Below are 17,118 nucleotides of genomic sequence, written 5' to 3' on the forward strand. Positions count from 1 at the left end.
AGCTGCTCTATCGCGCAAATGAGTCAATGCCTTCTTTGATCAGGAGAAAGCAGCCCGAGCTGAAGAGCAAGCCTAAGACAATCTGTTTAAAACGTAATTCTGAAATTTGATGAAACAGACGTGCGCCTAAAATAGCGGGAATACTTACAGCCAGAATGAGTACCGCCATATAGGGGAGGTGAGTCTGATTTAAGGTCCCTTGCAGTAAATAGGCGGCTAAGGTAAACACCTGTATGGCAAAATTAAAATGACGCAATATATAGCGCTGCTGTTCTTTCGGCAGCTGTTTCAGCATCAGCCAGGCAGATGGCACAGAACCGCAGAATCCCCCTAAACCTCCTAAAATACCACCGATCAAACCAATGCCTACGTCCGCAGTTTTGCCTGAATGCTGAATCAATTTAACCTGTGGATTAAGCAACATCAGTGGACACCAGATCACGAGAAATATACCAAGCAAAATACGAAAAGTACTCGCTTCAACGATATTCAGTAACCAGGTGCCGAGTGGGACACCGATCAGACCAGCAATTAAATAAGGTAGATATAAGGTTCGGTGCAGATGAGGAAGTCTAGGTTCATTGGATAATGAAATGAGGTGACTCCACACCGAGGCAAAAACTACTAAGGGCGCAGCAAGTTGAGGACTTAATCCCCATACCCAGAATGACATGGCAATTAATGCAAAAGCAAAACCGGTAAGTCCCTGTACAAATCCTGCGATAATTGCACCAAGAATAAAGAGTAGCCAGGTCATAAAAATCAGGATATTGGAAAAGTTTGTAGTATTCAAAATATGGCTAGAAAAACCAAGCAGATCCTTAGCTGTATTTATGCGGATCTAAGTGTAAATATGCATAAATGATTTTTATTAAATCCGAGACAAATCCTTTAATTAAGTATGGAAAATGAACAAAATCATACAAGAGTGCAACAATGGCTCCGCGTACTCTTCATGAAATCACTTGATACTAATTGAGTGCGGTATAGAGGTGATGAACATGAAAAAAATGATATTACTGTCATCTGTATTGGCAGTAGCGCTAACAGGCTGTGTGGTTGATCCTTGGGATGAAGGTTATCGCGATCATCATGATCGTAATGGACATTATGATCGGGATCGTGGTGATAAGGACTGGAAAAAACATAAAGATCATCGTGACTGGAAACGTGACAGAGGCGATCGGGACTGGCGTCGTAATCGTTAACCGTTACCTTCTATTTATAAAAAAGGATTCCTTTAAGGAGTCCTTTTTTATTTGAGTATTTAATATAAGTAGGTCTTAAGCTGCTTTTTTTTGATACAGCCCTGCGCGTACTGTACCGGCTTTGGTATTTTTAACTAAACGCCATGAACTTGGTAACTTCAATGTACTCAGTTCACGATCGGCTTCTACATAGATAAAACCATCTTCTTTGATCAGTGGATCAGCTTGAGTGGCCAAAGTTTCCCATAGGTCCAGACTATACGGTGGGTCTAGAAAGACCAGATCAAACTGCTGTTTCAGGCTGGTTAATGCTTGTTGTGCTGTCGCAATTTTAAGTTGCGCACGTGCTTTGGTGACTTTGAGTAATTCCAGATTTTGGGTGAGGAATTGCGCCTGAGTACGATCCGGCTCAATCATCACCACTGAAGCTGCACCACGTGATAATGCTTCAAAAGATAAAGCACCTGAACCGGTACACAGATCCAAGACACAGGCATTCTGGACATCCCACATCAGCCAGTTAAATAAAGTTTCACGCACACGATCAGGTGTGGGGCGTAATCCTTCGATACTGGCAAAAGCCAATTGACGGCGTTTCCAGTCACCACCAATAATTCTAAGTTGGTTTTTCATGAATTATTCCTGATCGTCATTGGCTGCAGGAGCAGAGCGAGAAGTTGCAGGTTGCGGATTGTTTGGCTGTGCATGGGTCGCCTGACTGCCTTCTTGAGTTGGGGTAGCATTCGGGTCTGCACTTAACAGGTTTGGTCCACTTGGCAATTCGCCTGGTTTAATACCTGCTGTCATGAGACCGCCACTGATTTGATGGCCGGCAGGATGGATCGGATTTTTATCGCGAGACAGTAACCAGTAGTCGAATAACGGTTTAGCCAGTTGTGCAGCAGAACCCCCATGTCGGCCATTTTCCCAGACAACGACTACTGCAATTTCAGGGGTTTCAGCAGGAGCAAAACCAACAAACAGACCATGATCCAGCTGGCGTTCAGTCAGTAGGGCTTCATTATAGCGCTTACCTTGGGCAATACTTTTCACCTGTGCCGTACCGGTTTTACCTGCGATTTGATACATCGGCGTGCGGATTCCGCGACCTGTCCCTGACTGAACCACATCGATCATCGCATCACGCATTTTGATCCAGTCATCTGGTTGACCATTAAAGTCGATTTTACCATTAGGGGCATTATGTACTGTAAAAGGTTTGGCACCTTTACTTTCACGCAGTACGTGAGGCGTAACATGTGAGCCTTGATTTGCTGTAATAGCAGTTGCCATAGCGAGCTGTAATGGTGTGGCGGTAAAGGCACCCTGACCAATACTCACCGAAATGGTTTCACCACGTGACCATTTGGATTTACGGGTACGCATTTTCCATTCAGGACTTGGGTATAGACCAGAGCTTTCACTTGGTAAATCCACACCAGTTTTTTCACCAAAGCCAAACTGGCGCATCCATGTGTTCATTTTTTCAATGCCCATACGGAACGACAAAATGTAGAAGAAGGTATCGCACGAGACCACTTGCGATTTATGCAAGTTGACTACGCCGTGTCCTGACTTTTTCCAGTCGCGGAATTTATGCGAATCGCCCGGAAGTGTGAAATAGCCGGGATCGGAAATTGCTGTATCCCAATCGACCAGACCATAATGCAGACCGCCCATACCAAACATCGGTTTAATGGTCGAACCTGGAGGATAGGCCCCTTGAACAGCACGGTTATAGAGTGGTTGATCTAAACTGTCACGAAGACCTGAATAATCTTTGCTACTAATCCCAGTGACAAATAAATTAGGGTTAAAACTTGGACTGGAAACCAGCGCCAGAATTTCACCTGTACGTGGGTCAATCGCGACAATAGCACCACGACGACCGGCCAGTTGTTCAGTGGCAATGGTTTGTAGACCATAATCCAGTGATAAATACAGATCATTACCGCGTACCGGCTCTTTACGGCCTAAGTGACGCAGAACATTACCGAAAGCATCAGCCTCAACAGATTCATTACCCGGCACACCATGCAATAAATCTTCATAGTATTTTTCTACCCCGATTTTCCCGATCAGGTTAGACCCGGCATAGAGATCCTTATCAATTTCTTTGAGTTCTTTGTCATTAATACGGCCGACATAACCAATCACATGCGCGAAGAGTTCACCATGTGGATAGTAACGCGTCATCTGGGTTTCAATATTGACGCCTGGAAATAGATATTTTACTTCACTAAAACGGGCAATATCATTTTCATTCAGATTCAGCTTGATTGACACACGCTCAGTTTTACGCGCCGTCTTGATTCGTGCCTGAAAACGTTCAATATCTTCTTCGGTTAATTCCAGAATAGGTGTAAGACGTTTCAGCGTATCATCAATATCCTGCACATCGGCGCGGCTTAAGGTAGCTGTGAAAACAGGATAATTATCGGCAAGTAAAATACCGTTACGATCGTAAATATAACCGCGTGCTGGCGCTAAAGGCTGCAGACGAATACGGTTCTGGTCAGAAGCCGTAGAGAAGGTTTCAAAATTAAAAATTTGCAAATAGGCATAGCGGCTGACCAGCAGCAGCATAAAGAAAACCACAATACCGACAGAGATCCAGACCCGACTGCTATAGATGCGCTTTTCTTGTTGTGCATTTTTTAAAGGAAAGTGCTGCTTCATACGCGATCGACTTAAGACCAGAGGGAAAGGAATCAAAGTGGAGTATTCTAGCGCAACTGTACGGGATTTGATAATGGAAAACTGGCTATAGCAATTCCTGTGTTTAAACTTTGACTTTGCAGACATGAAAATTGTAAAGTGCTGTGTACAAGAGTTTTAATAATTCTGATAAAGTCAAAATTAAATAAAAATAGGACTCTACCAAAAACTATAATTAAGGAAGATGGTGAAGGAATGAACAAAGTTTACCCTTTGTTGGCATTTGCATTCTTTGCAAATGGGGTATATGCACATGATCAAGTGAATAATACGACAAACAGAACTGAGGATCGTGAGCCTAAAGCATTTAATGTTGGGGTCGGTTTTACCCAGAAACTTATCCATCTAAACACTGAATGGGTGAATCCTTATGGGATTGCTTATGTGAAAGGTGGTGCTTTTCTCAACGATGATCGTACAGTTGGAGCACAAGTTGGCTTTCGTTATCCTGCACACCTCACCGGCAAGGACAAAAATGGTTATTATGTAGGGGCTTATGCCGGTCATATCGATAGCAAACAGGTTGATGGCAAATACGAAAGCCGTTTAGGTGGGGGCATTGATCTGGCGTATGTTTTGCTTAGTTCAGAACGGATCAGCAGTTTTAGTATCGGTATTGGGGCGGGGGAGAAATTACAGGACAGTAATGGTCGCGTTGTAGCCAAAACTGAACCCAGACTACAATTCTCCTATACTTTAAGTATCGGTTTATAGACAAAATATTCAACTTTATTAATACCTGTATTCTGTGAACAAAAAATTAAATATGGAATTTATGCATGCTTGAGTACGTCAATGAATTGTGGCAAGCCTTCTTGAATCGCCCAGATTTTTGGGCAGTGCTCAGCATTATCCCGGTGACCGCATTCGTAACATGGGCTCACGTGTGGATGGCGCTAAAAATGGTGTTTTATCCAATTAATTTTTGGGGTTTTCATGTCGGGCCTGTTCCTGTTGGCTGGCAAGGTATTGTGCCGCGTAAAGCTGGAAGAATCTCAGGAATTATCACGGATAATACCTTGTCTAAATTGGGTTCTATCCAAGAGTTCTTGCAGGCAATGGATCCGGATGATATGGCACGTATTATCGGGGAACAGGTCGGTTTTGAACTGGAACATCTGATTGATGAAGTCATGATGGACCGAAATGCGGTGTTATGGGAAAACTTGCCTTATTCAATCAAGCGCCGTATTTATGCCCAAGCCCATAAACAGCTGCCACAGGTATTAAAAGAATTGGTGACTGAACTGACCATGAACGTCGAGTCACTGGTCGATATGCGCGATATGGTGGTCAGTCAAATGGAAGGCGATCGCCGTTTAATGGTGCGCATGTTCCTGAAAGTCGGACAGAAAGAAATCAACTTTATCTGGCATATCAGTGCCCTGATCGGGATGTTCTTTGGCCTGTTCCAGATGGTGGTCTGGTTTGTGGTGCCATGGCACTGGACCGTACCGTTCTGGGCTGCTATCTGGGGCTTCCTGACTAACTGGATTGCGATCTGGATGGTATTTAATCCGGTAGAACCGCATTATATTAAATACCCGCAATTCTTTAAGCGTACAGCCGATCACAGATTCCCTTGGATTAAGCCGGTAATTCCAAGAATTGGCACCTATAACATACAAGGCGCATTTATGAAACGTCAGGAGGAAGTTTCTGACGTATTTGCAAGTGTGGTCACAGAAGATCTGATTACGCTAAAATCGATCATGACAGAAATGATGTATGGTGGTAAAAAAGATAAAACCCGCCGTATTGTCAAACGTCATATTAACGAAATTATGGAAACACCGCTGGTTCGGACCTCTTTACAGTTGTCTTTAGGACCAAAAGAGTATGCAAAACTCAAGACAGACTTGATCGATCGCTCGATTGAAATTACGATGGTGCCTGTAAGCGACCCTGCGTTTAATGCGAGCCGTGCACAGAAGATCTACCAAATGTTTAGAGACCGCATACGTGATTTGACGCCTAACGAGTTTCAGAATCTATTACGTCCTGCTTTTCAGGAAGATGAATGGATCTTGATTGTCCTGGGGGGAGTTACCGGTTTTGTTGCGGGTTTAATCCATTTGTTTGTGGCTTTCTTATAATTAGATGCCAAAGAGCAGCACACGTTTTGGTCGTGTGCAGCTGGGTATCTTATACATAGTTAAAAAATGAGGATGTTTATATATGCGCATTATCTTACTCGGACCACCTGGAGCAGGTAAAGGTACACAAGCTCAGTTGATCTGTAAGCGCTACAATATCCCACAAATTTCAACCGGTGATATGCTCCGTGCTGCAATTCGTGAAGGAACTGAATTAGGTCTACAAGCTAAAAGCGTCATGGACAATGGCGGTTTGGTTTCTGATGAATTGATCATTGGTCTGGTCAAAGAGCGTATTGCACAACCTGACTGTGCAAATGGCTGCATCTTTGATGGTTTCCCACGTACGATTCCTCAAGCTGAAGCGCTGGAAAAAGAAGGCATTGCAATTGATCATGTGATTGAAATTGATGTGCCGGATGAAGAAATCGTTCAACGTCTATCTGGTCGTCGTCAACACCCGGCGTCTGGTCGCGTTTATCACATCGTTTACAACCCGCCAAAAGTGGAAGGTAAAGATGATGAAACTGGTGAAGATCTGGTACAACGTCCAGATGACCAGGAAGAAACTATTCGTCGCCGTTTAGGTTCATACCACACTGAAACTGAACAGCTGGTTGGCTTCTATCAAGGCCGTGCAGCTTCAGGCGAAAATGCACCGACTTATGACAAGTTAAACGGTCTACGTCCAATCGAAGAAGTTCAAAAAGATCTTTTCGCGATTCTGGATCAAGCAAAATAATCGGTTTCCGATCATTTTGACTTTCAAAGAGCCCTAAGTCATATTAGGGCTCTTTTTATTGTATTGTTCAAAAGGATCTGCTGTGAAATTTGCTGTATTGGGATTGATGATTGTATTTCTGGCAGTACTGTTTGCGCTGTTCTATGTCAGCTTCAAGATGCTGAAAAAAGTACGTCAGGAAGAACGTGCTGAGAATGTGGGTAAGGTGCCTGAGCGTCAGCTGCATCCCAAATTACAGGCCGAGCTTGAGCAAAAGCGCAAGCAAGAACAGGCTGAGCAAAATAAAAAATAAAAAACTTTTCGAGTACTTAAATTAAAAAGCTGAACCTAGCGTTCAGCTTCAATATTTTTCACCGGAATTGCGCGACCTGCGCCAAATTCAAAACGGTCGGGCCAATTGCAGACATCGGCGACCACACATTCATGACACTTCGGTTTACGTGCGATGCAGCAATAGCGGCCATGTAAAATCAGCCAGTGATGTGAATCAATAATAAATTCTTTTGGAATCACTTTGACCAGACGATGCTCGACCTCAAGCACGTTTTTACCCACCGCCAACCCGGTACGGTTACCAACACGAAAGATATGCGTATCCACAGCCATGGTCGGTTGGCCAAAGGCGGTATTCAGTACCACATTCGCTGTTTTGCGTCCTACACCCGGTAAAGCTTCCAGATCTGCACGATTGTCCGGTACTACGCTGTTATGCTTATTGATTAACATTTCACAGGCTTTAATAACGTTCACAGCTTTGGAATTATACAGGCCAATCGTTTTAATATATTCCTTCAGCCCATCCACACCGAGTGCATAAATCGCTTCCGGTGTATTGGCGACCGGAAACAGTTTATCGGTGGCTTTATTGACGCTCACATCCGTAGCTTGGGCAGACAGGGTCACTGCAACCAGTAATTCAAATGGACTGGAATAATTCAATTCAGTTTTTGGATTCGGACGCTGCTCACGCAGGCGCTCAAAGAAAGTCTGAATCTGTTTTTTAGTCATGTTTTTTACAGGCTTAGCTGTTACTGTAGTCATGATCTTATCCCTGTAAAGCCTGTAATTGCTGCATCAGTTCTTCAAGTTGCAGACGTTTGCGTGCATCCTCACGGACCGAAAGCTGTTTTTCTAACTTTTTGATTTGTGTACGTAATTTTGCAAGTTCAATCGTGGTTTTGGCATCAAGTGTAACCACTTCATCGGCTGGTTTTTTCACGATTTCAATGGCTGGAACCTGATCGACCTGAGCAGAGAACTGGGCAAATAGGGCAGTATTAATCTCGGCACGAACGACAGGGCCCTTACGGTCAATGCGACGTTTTTCTTCGCGTTGAATATGCGCATAGTAACGTTTACGCAAGTCATCCTGTTCAGCAATACGCTGAGCTTCAGTTGGCAAAGGCTGAAGATCTTCGACCAGATCAATACAGTCTACCGGGCAAGGCGAAATGCAGAGTTCACAGCCGGTACACAAGTCAGTGAGCACAGTATGCATTAATTTACCTGAGCCAATAATCGCATCGACCGGACAGGCACTGATGCATTTGGTACAACCAATACATTCATCTTCACGAATGATGGCTTTCATGCGCTGAGGACGACCATTCGTCTGAATGGGCCAGACACTTTCTTCAGCGGGCAGTTTAGAACGATTTAACAATGTTGCCAGAGCATCAGCGACGGGCTGTCCACCCGGTACACATTTATTGGCATCTTCGCCCTCAGCAATGGATTGAGCATAGGGCAAGCAGCCATCACGATGACCACATAAACCGCACTGGGTTTGGGGCAATAAAGCATCAATAGACTGGACTAGAGAGATCTGCGAATTCATGAATAACCTAGGCTGCTCGGGCTGAGCCTTAGAGTGAATGAAACAAAATATGTCAATTTAACAATTTTAACATGTTTTTAAGGAACTAAGTTGTGCACGATTAAAGGTCACTTTGTGCATTATTATCAGGCATAAATTAACAATTAAGCATTGATTCAATTGGCATTTAAGCACACAGAAAAAATATTCATAATCAATATAAATAATTGTTATCAAATTAAATTTAAACTATTTTTCAAAAAAGTATTGTAGATTAGTTACAAAAGATATTTAATATTTTGCGCCAAAATTTAACATTGATTGTAAATTTGACCAATTTTGATCCATTTTCTGCTGAGGATTAAGCGTTGAAATACAACACACTTAATGAGTTCCTAGATTACGTAAAATCACGTGATGCACATCAACCCGAATTTCTTCAAGCTGTAGAAGAAGTGATGACCAGTTTGTGGCCATTCATTGAAAAGAATCCACAATACGCAGCACATGGTTTACTAGAACGTCTAGTTGAACCTGAGCGTGCGATCCAGTTCCGTGTTGCTTGGGTAGATGACCAAGGTCAAACACAGGTTAACCGTGCGTTCCGCGTACAGTACAACTCAGCGATTGGTCCATTCAAAGGTGGTATGCGTTTCCACCCGTCAGTGAACCTTTCTATTTTGAAATTCCTCGGTTTCGAGCAAACTTTCAAAAATGCCCTGACTACATTGCCTATGGGTGGTGGTAAAGGCGGTTCTGATTTTGACCCTAAAGGCAAATCAGAAGGCGAAATCATGCGTTTCTGCCAAGCGTTAATCATCGAGCTTTATCGTCATCTTGGTTCTAATACAGATATCCCAGCGGGTGATATCGGTGTGGGTGGCCGTGAAGTTGGTTACATGGCTGGTATGATGAAAAAACTCAGCAATGACACTTCATGTGTATTCACTGGTAAGGGCCTGACTTTCGGTGGTTCTCTGGCTCGTCCAGAAGCAACTGGTTACGGTACAGTGTATTTCGCTGAAGAGATGCTGAAAACTCGTGGCGAAAGCTTCAAAGATAAAGTGGTAACAATCTCTGGTTCTGGTAACGTTGCGCAGTACGCTGCTGAAAAAGCAATGTTCTTGGGTGCTAAAGTTGTTTCTCTATCTGACTCTGCAGGTACTGTTTACGTTAAAGACGGTTTCACTGAAGAACTTCTTGCTGAAGTAATGGAACTGAAAAACGTTAAACGTGGCCGTATCTCTGAATTTGCATCTAAACACGGTTTTGAATACCTTGAAGGTCAACGTCCTTGGGGTATCAAATGTGATATCGCGCTTCCATGTGCGACTCAAAACGAACTTGATGCGAATGATGCAGCAGCTCTTCTTGCAAACGGCGTAATCTGTGTTGCTGAAGGCGCGAACATGCCTTCTACACTTGAAGCAGTTGAGAAATTCGTTGAAGCGAAAATCCTTTATGCTCCAGGTAAAGCATCTAACGCCGGTGGTGTAGCAACTTCTGGTCTTGAAATGTCTCAAAACGCATTGCGTTTAGGCTGGACTTTCGAAGAAGTTGACGAACGTCTACATGCGATCATGAAAGAAATTCACCGCAACTGTGTGAAATACGGTACTAAAGAAGACGGTACTGTAAACTATGTAGACGGCGCAAACATCGCTGGCTTCGTAAAAGTTGCTGATGCAATGCTTTCTCAAGGCGTATTCTAAGTCTGACTTAGTTTAAGCTTAAAAAAAACCGAGGTGAATGCCTCGGTTTTTTTATGTTCAGATTTTATCTTTAAAGAGCGCCTTTAACTGTTTCACGCTCTACCGCCATGTCGAATACATAGGCATATTTAGACTGGTCAGCTGCCGGATTTTTAATTTCATAACGTTTTACCCGAATAATCTGACGCTCATTCGGTGTATGCTGAAAACCTTCAATCTGATCGTAAAATAAAGTCCAGTCTTTATCGACCTGAGTCTTTAAACCTTTTTCATCATACTTAATTTCTTTCACCTGCAAGCAGGTTTGTTGAGCTACACCCGTACAAGCTTTAGTCTGCGGCGAAACTTCCAGGAAAATGGTTTCTGCCTGACCTTGGTATTTGGTTTCCGGTGTCATTTTTCCGGTAAAGACATATTTTTGACTATCAGCTGCAGTAATACTCAGTTTCGGCTGATTGGCATCACTTAGATCCAGACTAAACGGAATATCACGCTTTTGCAGAAGCTGGCTGATAAAACGTTCCTGTTCCATTAATGGTGCATCACACGCCATCATGGTGCCCATCATGTCACCCGTACTCAGGGTATTATCTTTAACAGTCCAACTCGTGCCAAGGCCATTACAGCCAGAAGCTACACTCAGTCTGCCTTGCTGATCAAAGCTCAGAACAATCGGGCGTTGCAGCCCACGATCAAGTTCCCAAGTATAAGCGGGCAAAATTTGTGTAGGCGTTTTTAATGTAGTGGATAGAGTAGAAATAGCCGGATCTCCTGAAGTGGCAGGAAGATGTGAAGATTGACATGCAGTTAAAGCCAAAGGGAGCAGGGCAAGCGCAAAAATACTGAATTTCATTGGTTTATATTCTATGTGCTAAAGTTTCAACGTGATTATAATCAAGAGATTAACAAAAAATATGGATACAAATCGTAGCTTTTGCTAACAAAATGTATCCAAATTAAAAAGTCGGATGTTAAATGGTTGAAGTTTACTGTCAGTCAAAACGGTAAATATCCATTCCCAAAGCGCCCATCGTAAAACTGCTATGCACGATACTGAAACGGTTGCCGGTGCCCATGGCAAAGAATAGCGGCGCAAAGTGTTCCAGCGTTGGATGGTTGCGTTTCAGTTGAGGAATGGATTGCCAGTCCAGCACAGCATCAAAATCGCTATGGGTTAATTTATTGGCCACATAGTTGCGGAAGGTCGATGCCCATTCCGGAACTTCATCGCTATTTCCCTGCCAGGACAATTCACGTAAATTATGGGTAATACTGCCTGACCCGATCAGGAAAACCTGCTGATCACGAAGTGGCGCCAAGGTCTGGCCAATCTTGTAAATCTCTTCTGCACTCATCGACATTGGTAAAGAAATTTCAACTACCGGGATGTCTGCTTCTGGATACATATGTAAGAGCGGCATCCAGACGCCATGATCACGTGGACGGGTGCTGTTGGCATGTGCAGAGAAACCGGCATTGGCCAATAAGCCCAAGACTTGCTCAGCCAGCTCTGGATTGCCGGGAGCCGGATAGCGTAACTCATACAACTCAGGTGGAAAGCCACGGAAGTCATGCCAGGTTTCAGGACGAATACCTGTATTGACTTCCAGAGCTTCACTTTCCCAATGTGCCGACATAACAATAATGGCAGTTGGACGTGGCAGATTCAGGCCTAAACGGTGCAATGCCGGGCCAATCTGCTCAGGATTGAGCGCGAGCATGGGAGAACCATGGGAAATAAATAAGCCGGGCAAAGTCTGTAAGTTCATAAGTCAAACCACATTAATTCAATGTTTTAATCATGCAATAAAAAGAGAAGCAAAGGCAGGGGGGATTGTTCAACAAAACGTTGCATAATCAGAACGCATCAACAGATCAGCCTGCACGGTGATAAGGATGATTATGGTTGATGCTCATGGCGCGATACAGTTGTTCAATCAGCATTACACGGACTAGCGGATGTGGCAAGGTGAGTTTAGACAGGGACCAATGCCAGGCTGCTGCTTTTCGGACTGCTTCAGAATGGCCATCTGGCCCACCAATCGCCAAGGCAATATCATGACCTTCCAGCATCCAGCCTTTCATGGTTTCAGCCAGTTTTTCCGTACTAAACTCACGGCCACCGACTTCTAGTGCAATCAGGACTTCATTCTGTTTTAAGGCATTTAAAATACTGTCACCTTCAATATTTCGGTATTTCAGAATATCGGCTTCAGAATCGTTTTTGCCCCGTTTTGCCATTGGCAATTCAACCACCTGAGTCTGTACAAAAGGCTGGATACGTTTGAAATAGTCTTCAAAGCCTGTCAGCACCCAAGCCGGCATTTTCTGGCCGATGGTTAAGATACGGATTTTCATAGAACTGGATCAATAATTAGATACTTCATTATAACGATCAAACAACACGAAGTTGAGCTAGGGAAACAAATTGAAATTGAAATCATGAATTTAATGTTGCTTTAATATACATGATTCAAGTATCCGCTTGATAATAAAGGAATGGATAATAAGAAATGCGGACCAGTTTCATTATTAAAAGATATTGTACTTTTCTACTAATTATTCTCGGTTTAACCAGTTCAGGCATGAGCTTTGCTACGCCTGCAAATTTTTCCTCCAAACAGGCACAGCCAGAATATCTGGAACTTTTTATCAAACAGATTATCAGTGTAGATGAATACCGGAATTTTAAAAATACCAGTGAATTAAACCGAGTTTCAGCCTGGCTCAAGGAACAGATGCGTCTGCTTGGCATTCCATGCCAGTTCCAAAACTATATTGTAAATAGCCTAAGCTATAGAAATGTGGTGTGTCAACTGAATGCCAAAGCCAAAACCAAACTGGTTATTGGCGCGCATTATGATGTCTTTAGTGACTTGTATGGAGCAGATAACAATGCTTCTGGTGTAGCAGGGGTACTGGAAACAGCCCGATTACTGGCCTTACAAAAGTCAAAACTCAAACATAATATCGAGTTCGCTTTCTATACACTGGAGGAGCCGCCCTATTTCAAGACTGAACATATGGGAAGCTATCTACATGCCAAAGCTTTAAAGACCCAGAAAAAGAAAGTGAAAGGTGTCATTATTCTGGATTCTATTGGCTATTATGATGAAAATCTGGTGCAGACCTATCCCACAGGTTTGAAATGGATCTATCCACGGCATGGGAACTTCATTGCTGCGATTGGACATCTGGCATCAGCCGGTTTGACAGGAGATTACTGTGCGTCCATGCAACGTTTCAAGCGTCTGGACTGTCAGCGTTTTGTCAGTCCGGCATTCGCTCAGGACATGAATTTTTCTGGTTATCTGAATTATGCCAAGTTTAACTATTCAACTATGCTGATTACAGACACAGCGCATTATCGTAATCCTTACTACAATGCCGAGCAGGATACCTTAGATAAACTGGATCTGACCAAGATGGCTCAGGTCGTGAATGGCTTGGTCGATATGGTGATTCGTCTTTAAAATTATCTTCGTTTGGATACAAAAACACCCTGCCAGAGCAGGGTGTTTTTCAAAGCCTTTAGGTCTTAATGACGTGCAGCTTTAGCTTCTTCGCTCGCTTTCACAATTGGTGGTTTGACCAGTGCTTTCGGCATATCGATCAAAGCCAAAGGTAAAATCTCATCAATCGATTTCACAGCTTTGATTTCTAAGCCTTCTTTTACATTTTCAGGAATTTCCGCAAGGTCGCGAACGTTTTCCTGTGGAATGAACACCAGTTTAATGCCACCACGGTGCGCAGCAAGCAGTTTCTCTTTCAGGCCACCGATACGCATTGCACGGCCACTTAAGCTGGTTTCACCTGTCATCGCAATATCTGGACGAATCGCAATACCGGTGAATGCAGAAACTAGAGCAGTGGTCAGTGCCAAACCTGCAGATGGACCATCTTTCGGAGTCGCACCTTCTGGTAAATGCACGTGCACATCAGTTTCTTCAAAGCGAGACGCTTCGATACCTAGCTCAGCCGCACGGGTACGAACGACAGTCATGGCAGCGGTAATCGATTCTTTCATTACATCACCAAGTGAACCGGTGGTAATGAATTTACCTTTACCAGGTACTGCTGCAACTTCAATAGTCAGTAACTCACCACCCACTGAAGTCCAAGCCAAGCCATTTACACGGCCGATTTGAGCCTCTTCTTCCGCCATACCGTAGTCAAATTTGTGTGGACCTAAGTAATCTGGAAGATTACCCGCATTCACTTCAACCTGAAGATTTTTAGCTTTCTTGCTAACTGCTTCTTTAACTACCTTACGTGCAATTTTAGACACTTCACGTTCAAGGTTACGAACACCGGCTTCACGAGTATAACGACGCACGATGTCACGAATCGCTTCTTCATGCACAGTCAACTCTTTAGCACGTAAACCATTGTTCTTGATTGCTTTAGGAACAAGGTAACGGTCAGCAATGTTAACTTTCTCTTCTTCGGTATAGCCAGGCAGACGAATCACTTCCATACGGTCCAAGAGGGCTTCAGGAATATTCATGCTGTTGGCAGTACAGATGAACATCACTTCTGACAGGTCAAGGTCCAAATCAAGATAGTGATCATTGAACTTGTTGTTCTGTGATGGATCAAGTACTTCAAGCATCGCAGAAGCTGGATCACCGCGGTAGTCTTGAGCCATCTTGTCAATCTCATCGAGCAAGAACAGCGGGTTTTTCACGCCAACTTTGGTCAATGACTGCACGATCTTACCTGGCATCGCACCAATGTAGGTACGACGGTGACCACGAATTTCTGCTTCGTCACGTACACCACCTAGGGCCATACGGACAAACTCACGACCAGTCGCTTTGGCAATCGATTCACCCAAGGAAGTTTTACCTACACCTGGAGGACCAACCAGACACAGGATTGGACCGCGTAATTTTTTCACGCGAGACTGAACCGCCAGATATTCCACAATACGGTCTTTGACATCGTCCAGACCATAGTGATCGGCATCCAGGATTTCCTGCGCTTTATTCAGGTTAATGCTAACTTTGCTGGCTTTGTTCCATGGGGTATCCAGAATCACTTCCAGATAGTTACGAACTACTGCAGCTTCGCTAGAGGCCGGTTGCATTGCTTTGAGTTTACGGAACTCAGATTCTGCTTTTTTGCGCACATGCTCAGGCAGATCAGCTTCAGCCAGACGTTTTTCAATTTCCGCAACGTCATCTTCTGCACCGCCATTCATATCGGAAAGCTCGCGCTGAATAACTTTCATTTTTTCATTCAGGAAGTATTCGCGCTGGTTTTTTTCCATCTGACGTTTAACCGAGTCATGCAAAGTCTGTTCAATCTGCTGTTCTTCAGACTGTTGCAATAAATAAGTCATCAACTCAGTTAAATGTGCATCGAACTCGTCGTATTCCAGGAATTTCTGTTTCACTTCGATATTCAAAGGAACACGGGTCGCTACGAAGAATAACAGTTGCAGCAAGTCTTCGATTTTATTCGCAGCTGCAATCAGCTCACGAGCATTACGAAGTTTTGCTTCAGCATACTGAGCGAACAGGGCACGCAGCTCCTGCAAGCGCGTAGCTTGAGTTGTTTCATCGACTGATACAGTCATTGGGCTAAGTTCATGCTCAGCAGTCAAATACTCATTTTCATCAATGATGGTTTTGAGCTTGGCACGATATAGGCCTTCAATCAGGACTTTAATACAGTTTTCATCATTTTCGTGATTCACAACTTGCACAATCTTCGCGACAGTACCGTATTGATATAAGTTGTCGTGATCAATTTCTTCTGTAAGCGAATCTTTTTGCGCAACTACAAATACTAGATTGTCACTGTTACGAGCCACATCAACTGCATTGATCGATTTTTCACGACCGACAAATAGCGCAATTTGCATGTGTGGATACACCACCACATCACGTAGCGCCAAAAGTGGTAATACACTTGGAACCTGAGGCTCTAAGGTTTCTTGATTCATAATAATTTCAGACATGGGCACTCCTAATGAGTGACAACGGTGTTGCCATGTTTTTAATAGTGATGGGTAATTTAAAAATTACAAGGGCTATAGCGACTAAATTGTATAAAAAATGACTAATTATGTGATTTTAAAGTACTTATGTATTTGGAAATACATTGTTTAACGCTTAAAACGTTGTAAAAGTGTAGGCGTAAGCAGGGCATCTAGAGGCTGGTCCCAAACTTCTCTGGTTAAAGGCTGTGGTATCAGCTGAAAGTCATGTGCTAACCCCAGACGAAAAGGACGGTGCGGTGCTGTTGCCAGCGTACGATCATAATAGCCACCACCCATACCAATTCGGGTGCCATATTGATCACAGGCTAATAGTGGCATAACTAAAAGATCTAGTTTTGAGACATGCAGACCACGTGTAGCCATGGGTTCACGCATTCCCAACCGATGATGAGCAAAACGCTGGGAACGATATTGATTCTGGCTGATTTCTACCCAAGTGAGTTGCTGGTTCATATTGCAAATATTGGGGAGATAAACCCGTTTATGGTGCTTAAAGCAGTATTCAATCAGTGCCTGAGTCCGAACCTCACTGAAAGCATCCAGATAAACCCCCACAGATTTGCTTGCATGAAATTCTGGCAAAGTCCGAATCATATTTAAGATACGTTGTTGAGTCTGTTTCTGGGTAAATCGAGAGAGTTGACGGCGCTGTTTACGTAGCTGTTTGCGAAGTTCGGAAAGATTCATCGTCGTCATAAATATGGTCTTCAGGATTTTAAGGCATTAGACTAATAAAATGCCATAACTTAAATAGAGGGTAGCAACATAACGAGTATTATAGGCATCTGTATGAATTTTTGATTAGGGTCTGTTGACACT

Annotated in this window: 17 protein-coding genes; 7 read left to right on the forward strand and 10 right to left on the reverse strand. The window is 43.5% G+C overall.

Features of this window, described 5'->3' with window-relative positions; all coding sequences use genetic code 11:
• Nucleotides 1-7: 7 nt before the first annotated feature.
• Nucleotides 8-757, reverse strand: coding sequence for a sulfite exporter TauE/SafE family protein (locus G5T77_RS09255; protein ID WP_166136933.1), 750 nt, complete (start codon nucleotides 755-757; stop codon nucleotides 8-10).
• Between the two features lie 244 nt (nucleotides 758-1,001).
• Here G5T77_RS09255 and G5T77_RS09260 point away from each other — a divergent pair, with 244 nt between their 5' ends.
• Nucleotides 1,002-1,208: a hypothetical protein gene (locus G5T77_RS09260; RefSeq protein WP_166136930.1), complete on the forward strand. Its 207-nt coding sequence runs from the start codon at nucleotides 1,002-1,004 to the stop codon at nucleotides 1,206-1,208.
• Nucleotides 1,209-1,283: 75 nt separating this feature from the next.
• On the opposite strand, the gene rsmD is transcribed toward G5T77_RS09260, so the two are convergent.
• Together rsmD and mrdA are read right to left on the reverse strand one after the other, a co-directional pair.
• A complete protein-coding gene (gene rsmD, locus G5T77_RS09265; protein ID WP_166136927.1) occupies nucleotides 1,284-1,841 on the reverse strand; it encodes a 16S rRNA (guanine(966)-N(2))-methyltransferase RsmD in 558 nt (185 codons plus the stop codon).
• A 3-nt stretch (nucleotides 1,842-1,844) separates the two neighbouring features.
• Nucleotides 1,845-3,887: a penicillin-binding protein 2 gene (gene mrdA, locus G5T77_RS09270; RefSeq protein WP_166137060.1), complete on the reverse strand. Its 2,043-nt coding sequence runs from the start codon at nucleotides 3,885-3,887 to the stop codon at nucleotides 1,845-1,847.
• 234 nt (nucleotides 3,888-4,121) lie between these two features.
• On the opposite strand from mrdA, the gene G5T77_RS09275 reads away from it, so the two are divergent.
• The 4 genes from G5T77_RS09275 to G5T77_RS09290 all read left to right on the forward strand — a co-directional run bounded on the left by G5T77_RS09275 (nucleotide 4,122) and on the right by G5T77_RS09290 (nucleotide 7,056).
• Nucleotides 4,122-4,640, forward strand: a complete 519-nt coding sequence (locus G5T77_RS09275) for a hypothetical protein (protein WP_034170492.1) — start codon at nucleotides 4,122-4,124, stop codon at nucleotides 4,638-4,640.
• Nucleotides 4,641-4,705: 65 nt separating this feature from the next.
• Nucleotides 4,706-6,022 carry a membrane protein gene (locus G5T77_RS09280; RefSeq protein ID WP_034170491.1) on the forward strand — a complete coding sequence of 439 codons (1,317 nt, stop codon included), beginning with the start codon at nucleotides 4,706-4,708 and terminating at the stop codon, nucleotides 6,020-6,022.
• A gap of 82 nt (nucleotides 6,023-6,104) precedes the next feature.
• The gene (gene adk, locus G5T77_RS09285) at nucleotides 6,105-6,764 is read left to right on the forward strand and encodes an adenylate kinase (RefSeq protein WP_004782907.1); all 660 of its coding nucleotides are present in this window, start codon (nucleotides 6,105-6,107) and stop codon (nucleotides 6,762-6,764) included.
• 82 nt (nucleotides 6,765-6,846) lie between these two features.
• A complete protein-coding gene (locus tag G5T77_RS09290) occupies nucleotides 6,847-7,056 on the forward strand; it encodes a hypothetical protein (RefSeq protein ID WP_004782905.1) in 210 nt (69 codons plus the stop codon).
• Between the two features lie 35 nt (nucleotides 7,057-7,091).
• Here G5T77_RS09290 and nth read toward each other — a convergent pair whose 3' ends face one another.
• Nucleotides 7,092-7,805, reverse strand: a complete 714-nt coding sequence (gene nth, locus G5T77_RS09295) for an endonuclease III (RefSeq protein ID WP_205683239.1) — start codon at nucleotides 7,803-7,805, stop codon at nucleotides 7,092-7,094.
• A gap of 4 nt (nucleotides 7,806-7,809) precedes the next feature.
• Nucleotides 7,810-8,601, reverse strand: a complete 792-nt coding sequence (locus tag G5T77_RS09300; protein ID WP_166136924.1) for an RnfABCDGE type electron transport complex subunit B — start codon at nucleotides 8,599-8,601, stop codon at nucleotides 7,810-7,812.
• Nucleotides 8,602-8,948: 347 nt separating this feature from the next.
• On the opposite strand from G5T77_RS09300, the gene gdhA reads away from it, so the two are divergent.
• A complete protein-coding gene (gdhA, locus tag G5T77_RS09305; RefSeq protein ID WP_159123333.1) occupies nucleotides 8,949-10,292 on the forward strand; it encodes an NADP-specific glutamate dehydrogenase in 1,344 nt (447 codons plus the stop codon).
• A 70-nt stretch (nucleotides 10,293-10,362) separates the two neighbouring features.
• On the opposite strand, the gene G5T77_RS09310 is transcribed toward gdhA, so the two are convergent.
• The 3 genes from G5T77_RS09310 to rlmH form a co-directional block, all read right to left on the reverse strand.
• A complete protein-coding gene (locus G5T77_RS09310; protein WP_166136921.1) occupies nucleotides 10,363-11,145 on the reverse strand; it encodes an META and DUF4377 domain-containing protein in 783 nt (260 codons plus the stop codon).
• A gap of 139 nt (nucleotides 11,146-11,284) precedes the next feature.
• Nucleotides 11,285-12,061: a class III extradiol ring-cleavage dioxygenase gene (locus G5T77_RS09315; protein WP_166136918.1), complete on the reverse strand. Its 777-nt coding sequence runs from the start codon at nucleotides 12,059-12,061 to the stop codon at nucleotides 11,285-11,287.
• A gap of 106 nt (nucleotides 12,062-12,167) precedes the next feature.
• Entirely contained in the window at nucleotides 12,168-12,650 is a 483-nt protein-coding gene (gene rlmH, locus G5T77_RS09320) for a 23S rRNA (pseudouridine(1915)-N(3))-methyltransferase RlmH (RefSeq protein WP_004782895.1), read from the reverse strand.
• A 155-nt stretch (nucleotides 12,651-12,805) separates the two neighbouring features.
• On the opposite strand from rlmH, the gene G5T77_RS09325 reads away from it, so the two are divergent.
• Nucleotides 12,806-13,765, forward strand: coding sequence for a M28 family peptidase (locus G5T77_RS09325; protein WP_166136915.1), 960 nt, complete (start codon nucleotides 12,806-12,808; stop codon nucleotides 13,763-13,765).
• A 65-nt stretch (nucleotides 13,766-13,830) separates the two neighbouring features.
• On the opposite strand, the gene lon is transcribed toward G5T77_RS09325, so the two are convergent.
• Together lon and G5T77_RS09335 are read right to left on the reverse strand one after the other, a co-directional pair.
• A complete protein-coding gene (gene lon / locus G5T77_RS09330; RefSeq protein WP_034703702.1) occupies nucleotides 13,831-16,257 on the reverse strand; it encodes an endopeptidase La in 2,427 nt (808 codons plus the stop codon).
• A gap of 147 nt (nucleotides 16,258-16,404) precedes the next feature.
• A complete protein-coding gene (locus G5T77_RS09335) occupies nucleotides 16,405-16,986 on the reverse strand; it encodes a 5-formyltetrahydrofolate cyclo-ligase (protein ID WP_166137055.1) in 582 nt (193 codons plus the stop codon).
• Nucleotides 16,987-17,118: the final 132 nt, after the last annotated feature.

Origin of the sequence: Acinetobacter sp. GFQ9D191M (assembly GCF_011174875.1) — a bacterium.
Classification (GTDB): domain Bacteria; phylum Pseudomonadota; class Gammaproteobacteria; order Pseudomonadales; family Moraxellaceae; genus Acinetobacter.

Excerpts from the sequence above, each read along its gene's own strand:
- G5T77_RS09255 (WP_166136933.1), bottom strand. The coding sequence starts at position 757 with ATGACCTGGCTACTCTTTATTCTTGGTGCAATTATCGCAGGATTTGTA.
- G5T77_RS09260 (WP_166136930.1), top strand. The coding sequence starts at position 1,002 with ATGAAAAAAATGATATTACTGTCATCTGTATTGGCAGTAGCGCTAACA.
- rsmD (WP_166136927.1), bottom strand. The coding sequence starts at position 1,841 with ATGAAAAACCAACTTAGAATTATTGGTGGTGACTGGAAACGCCGTCAA.
- mrdA (WP_166137060.1), bottom strand. The coding sequence starts at position 3,887 with ATGAAGCAGCACTTTCCTTTAAAAAATGCACAACAAGAAAAGCGCATC.
- G5T77_RS09275 (WP_034170492.1), top strand. The coding sequence starts at position 4,122 with ATGAACAAAGTTTACCCTTTGTTGGCATTTGCATTCTTTGCAAATGGG.
- G5T77_RS09280 (WP_034170491.1), top strand. The coding sequence starts at position 4,706 with ATGCTTGAGTACGTCAATGAATTGTGGCAAGCCTTCTTGAATCGCCCA.
- adk (WP_004782907.1), top strand. The coding sequence starts at position 6,105 with ATGCGCATTATCTTACTCGGACCACCTGGAGCAGGTAAAGGTACACAA.
- nth (WP_205683239.1), bottom strand. The coding sequence starts at position 7,805 with ATGACTACAGTAACAGCTAAGCCTGTAAAAAACATGACTAAAAAACAG.
- G5T77_RS09300 (WP_166136924.1), bottom strand. The coding sequence starts at position 8,601 with ATGAATTCGCAGATCTCTCTAGTCCAGTCTATTGATGCTTTATTGCCC.
- G5T77_RS09310 (WP_166136921.1), bottom strand. The coding sequence starts at position 11,145 with ATGAAATTCAGTATTTTTGCGCTTGCCCTGCTCCCTTTGGCTTTAACT.
- G5T77_RS09315 (WP_166136918.1), bottom strand. The coding sequence starts at position 12,061 with ATGAACTTACAGACTTTGCCCGGCTTATTTATTTCCCATGGTTCTCCC.
- rlmH (WP_004782895.1), bottom strand. The coding sequence starts at position 12,650 with ATGAAAATCCGTATCTTAACCATCGGCCAGAAAATGCCGGCTTGGGTG.
- G5T77_RS09325 (WP_166136915.1), top strand. The coding sequence starts at position 12,806 with ATGCGGACCAGTTTCATTATTAAAAGATATTGTACTTTTCTACTAATT.
- lon (WP_034703702.1), bottom strand. The coding sequence starts at position 16,257 with ATGTCTGAAATTATTATGAATCAAGAAACCTTAGAGCCTCAGGTTCCA.
- G5T77_RS09335 (WP_166137055.1), bottom strand. The coding sequence starts at position 16,986 with ATGAATCTTTCCGAACTTCGCAAACAGCTACGTAAACAGCGCCGTCAA.